This window comes from Bacillota bacterium, from assembly GCA_024655925.1.
In the GTDB taxonomy this organism is placed as follows: domain Bacteria; phylum Bacillota; class DTU025; order DTU025; family JANLFS01; genus JANLFS01.
Map to the genome: position 1 here is coordinate 1 of JANLFS010000045.1, position 4,051 is coordinate 4,051.

Annotated in this window: 6 protein-coding genes and 1 pseudogene; all 7 read right to left on the reverse strand. The window is 61.2% G+C overall.

Annotated elements, in window-relative coordinates; all coding sequences use genetic code 11:
- Positions 1-107: 107 nt before the first annotated feature.
- Positions 108-581, reverse strand: a complete 474-nt coding sequence (locus NUW23_08440; GenBank protein MCR4426198.1) for a QueT transporter family protein — start codon at positions 579-581, stop codon at positions 108-110.
- Between the two features lie 158 nt (positions 582-739).
- On the reverse strand, positions 740-1,204 hold the full coding sequence (locus NUW23_08445; GenBank protein ID MCR4426199.1) for a hypothetical protein: 465 nt from the start codon (positions 1,202-1,204) through the stop codon (positions 740-742).
- A 135-nt stretch (positions 1,205-1,339) separates the two neighbouring features.
- Positions 1,340-1,707 (reverse strand): annotated as a pseudogene (locus NUW23_08450) (thioredoxin domain-containing protein).
- Between the two features lie 44 nt (positions 1,708-1,751).
- On the reverse strand, positions 1,752-2,024 hold the full coding sequence (locus NUW23_08455) for a metal-sensitive transcriptional regulator (protein MCR4426200.1): 273 nt from the start codon (positions 2,022-2,024) through the stop codon (positions 1,752-1,754).
- 116 nt (positions 2,025-2,140) lie between these two features.
- On the reverse strand, positions 2,141-2,893 hold the full coding sequence (locus NUW23_08460) for a 16S rRNA (uracil(1498)-N(3))-methyltransferase (protein ID MCR4426201.1): 753 nt from the start codon (positions 2,891-2,893) through the stop codon (positions 2,141-2,143).
- Positions 2,875-3,843 (reverse strand): 50S ribosomal protein L11 methyltransferase, encoded by a 969-nt coding sequence (prmA, locus tag NUW23_08465; GenBank protein ID MCR4426202.1) that lies wholly within the window; start codon positions 3,841-3,843, stop codon positions 2,875-2,877. The genes NUW23_08460 and prmA overlap by 19 nt, the downstream gene beginning before the upstream one ends.
- Positions 3,840-4,051, reverse strand: a 212-nt coding sequence (locus NUW23_08470) for a molecular chaperone DnaJ (protein ID MCR4426203.1), incomplete at its 5' end; no start/stop codon positions are given. The genes prmA and NUW23_08470, both read right to left, overlap by 4 nt.

Consider the following 4,051-nt stretch of genomic DNA (forward strand, 5'->3'; position numbering starts at 1 on the left):
TAGGCGCAACCGATTCGAGGAAAGGAGAAGTCCCCACTTCTTCTTGACTCAGACACTAAGACATTGCCTGTGGACAAGCGCGCCGTCATGTGCCAGGCGCCACCGAATCACCGAGGGGCCAGCATCCTGCGAAGAGCGTGAACGAGGGGGACACCGAACAGGATGACCGCTACGGCCTCACCCGCCGCCACGCTAGCCATGGCCGCAGGGACTGTCCAGGTGTGGATGGCGAGCCCGGAGATGAACGGCAGGTACCCCCCGACCACCACCCCATTCACAACGATGGGGAACGCGTAAGCCACCCAGGACCTGCGATACTTGCGGGTCAAGACCGCCGCGAGGAGAGTCGCGAGCGTCCCGAATATCACGTCCACCCAGCCAAACGGGCCGACGAAGTTCGCTACGAGCACCCCCACCGCCAAGCCCGGCACGGCCTCAGCCCACAGGATGGGCAGTACGGTCAGGCTCTCCGCGACGCGCACCTGGACTACCTTATACGAGAACGGGGCCAGAAGCAGACATAAGGCAACGTAGGCCCCAGCGATCACCCCAGCGCGCACCATCGACCTTACCTGGATCACGGCCAAGCCTCCCTCTCCGCAATAGAGCCTGTTGCCGGCCGGGTGCTACCGGCCTCCATACCAGCTTCCTACTGCTCTATGATACACAATGAGGCGTGAACGCGAAAGGCCCGCGGGCGGTGAGCCCGAGGGCCTGGGGTTCGCCAGATTCCTGTCAGTCACTGGAGACCACTGGGGGGGGGCACTGGGCCCACGTCCACCTCCGCCGTCAGTGTCTTGAGGAAAGTCGACGGGGCTGGAAGGGTGAACTTCGCGGTTACAGCCTGGAAGTTGCCTTCACTGTCCCACAGCTCAACGGGGGCGACTACGGACTCGGAGATGTCCACCTCCACGGGTGAGTTGAATGGGCTGACAAAAACCTGGACATTCGCCTCCTGGGTGGCAGCTTCTATGACGTCACCTGCGCCATCCTTGAACTCGACTATGAGCTTGTTGTACACTCCACCCGCGATGCCTTTGGCCGTTATGACCAACGTCCCGACAATGGGCTCATTCTGCGTGCAAACCAGTAAGGGCTCCTTGACCTCCATCACGAGCTTTGAAGCGATACACCCACTCAGCGTACTAGCTAGGAGCAGCATGGCAACAACCGCCACAACCCTGAGAGCAAGTGCCTTCTTCATGTCATTCGCCTCCTTTCGCGTATGCCTTGCTCAGCAGCGTACTGCTCCTGGGTAATTCTCGCATACTCACGTAATTCCTGCTGAACCAGAGGCTGCACATGAGGAATCTGCACTTGCTCTAGTCACCCGAGGCGATCAGCTGGCCAAAGCCTTCTCGACTCTCTGCTTGAGCGCAGGCAAAGGCGTTACACCCACCATCTTGTCGACCGGCCGCCCGTTCTTGAATATGATCAAGGTAGGTATGCTCAGGTTGCCAGCCAGTTCGGCATCATGAGCATACCTAACTGGCTGGCAACCTGAGCATTCTCGTCCACGTTCACCTTTCCGACCTTGACCGTCCCGTCCTTATAGGCCGACGCCAGTTGGTCGATTATCGGTCCCTGCATCCTGCAAGGCCCGCACCATGCTGCCCAGAAGTCCACCACACTCACCCCGGAGAACTTCCCGATCTCCGCATCAAAATTGGCGTCTGTCAGTTCGACAGGCTTACCGACCAAATTCATCGACATGGATGATCCTCCCTTTCAAGCACGCTCCCGAACGAGCTCTAGAGAAACCTGAGGATAGTGTTGACAACCTGCGCCAGTTCATCCCCAGCGTCTGACTCCCCCGCGGAAACCAGCGCACCGCGCTCAGCGGCGTGGGCTGCAATCACCTCTCGCTGTACCTTGTCGACTGATGCTCGGACAGCCGAAAGCTGCGAGAGGACCTGTTCCCAGTCGCGGCCTCCTTCAACCATCCGCTCGATCCCCGCTACGTGCCCTCTTATGGTTCTGAGCCGCTGGAGGATGTCGGTTCTCTCCGCTCTTTCAGGTTCCACGTATGTCGCCCCAATCCTTCTTTGCGTCCGGGTGAGCAAGACCCCGAAACATGCGGACCGCCCTATAGGGTGGGGGGGTATATCTGGGCCCATTTTACACCGGCACAGGCTCTGTGTCAACACCCGATCTCGCCCATGTGGTACAGGATGATGGACGCCATGACAATGCCAGCGGTCTCGGTCCGTAGGATGCGATGGCCGAGGGTAACTGTGACAGCTCCGAGATCACAGGCCGCCTCGACCTCACTGTGGGAGAACCCTCCCTCAGGACCGACGGCAAAGGACACGGATGGTCTGCTTTCGGGGTCCAGGGTGTCCAGAGCGTGGCGGAGTGTTCGCGTCCGTTCGAGTTCCCACGGGAGAAGAAGCAACCCGCCTGCCTGGGTGCACGACCGTGCGGCGTTCGCGAGGTCCGTGATGGGCTCGACATCTGGGATCCTCCCGCGCCCGCATTGCTTCGCGGCCTCCCCTGCCACCCGTCTCCACCGGGCGACGCGGTCCACTGCACGGGAGGCGTCCGGCCGGGGGATCGTGCGGTCCGTGATGACAGGGACGAACCTCGACACTCCTATCTCTGTGCACTTCTGCACCACGAAGTCCATCTTGTCGGACTTTGGGAGGGCCTGAATGAGCTGGAGGGGCACCTTTGGCTCCCGGACCGGGTGCGCCGTTGCCTCGATCCTGGCGAAAACTGCCCCCTGAGCAAACCGGCAGATCCTCGACACGTGCTCGGTGCCTGCCCCATCCGTTATGAGAATTCCGTCTCCCACGCCGAGCCTCAGGACCGTGCGTATGTGCCTTGCGTCCGGCCCGGAGATGGTGATGAGCCCCCCGGACACGGCCTCCGCAGTCACGAAGAACTTGTGCATGTCCGCGCCTCCGAGACTAGGGTTACCCAGTCGCCGATCTGAATCCGGTCAACCGGCGAATGGCCCTCCCGGGCCAGAGCGTCGGTCAAGCCCTGCTCGTGCTGGACTGTGAAGCCCCCAGAGACAAAAGCGCCGCCCGGCGCAAGGACCCTTGAGAGGTCAGGTATGAGTGACCGGACTACTTCAGGCAGGATATTGCAGACCACAACATCGAACCGAGCCGAGATGCCTTCCACGAGGTTTCCTTCCTCTATGGTCACGCGCTCCTTGACCCCGTTGGCCAGGGCGTTGGCCCGGGCGGTCTCGACTGCGACAGGATCCACGTCGATGCCCACGACCCGACAGGCCCCCAGCTTGGCCGCGACGATGGACAGGATGCCCGAGCCCGTCCCGACGTCCAGAACTGAAAGGCCCTCACAGACACGAGATTCCAAAGCCAGGACGCAGCCTTTCGTGCTCTCGTGCTGCCCTGTCCCGAAGGCCTCTCCCGGATCCAACAGGACTACGATGTCGCATGGAAGGGGAGTGTAATGAGTCCAAGTGGGAACGACTACAACTCTCTTTCCGACTCGTTCTGGTTTGTAGTGCTCCCGCCACGAGCGGTTCCAGTCCTGCGCCTCAACTCTTGTGAGGGTGACTTCGGGTTTCTTGTGGTCCGGCCTTCCGGCAAACACCCAGGCGAGCCCTTCCTCTATGAGCCGGACTTTCTCACCGAGCGTGTCGTTTACCGGAAAGTAGGCAAAGACTCGAGTGGGTCCGGCTGTCTCAACTCCGGAAAGATCGAATGATGCCAAAGGATTGGATGCCGCCCCTTCCGCAAGCACAGAAGGGCCGGTGAACGCGACCCCACCGGCCCCAGCTTCTCGGAATACCTCTGCCACCTGCTCAGCATCCTCGTCCGCAACCAGCACGGAGACCTCGGCCCAGATAGAGGCGGACTTGCGGCTCACGCTCGTCTCTCCCATTTGTCCCTGATTCGCTGGAATATGCTCTTCCCTGCATCCTGAGGCTCGCCCGTCCGGACCGCAGCGAGTTCCCGAAGCAACTCCCGCTCACGCTCGGAAAGCCGGGTCGGAGTCACGACATTCACGCGCACGTGCAGGTCCCCGCGGCCGCCCCCCCTCATACTGGGCATTCCTTTGTTCCGAAGGGTGAACA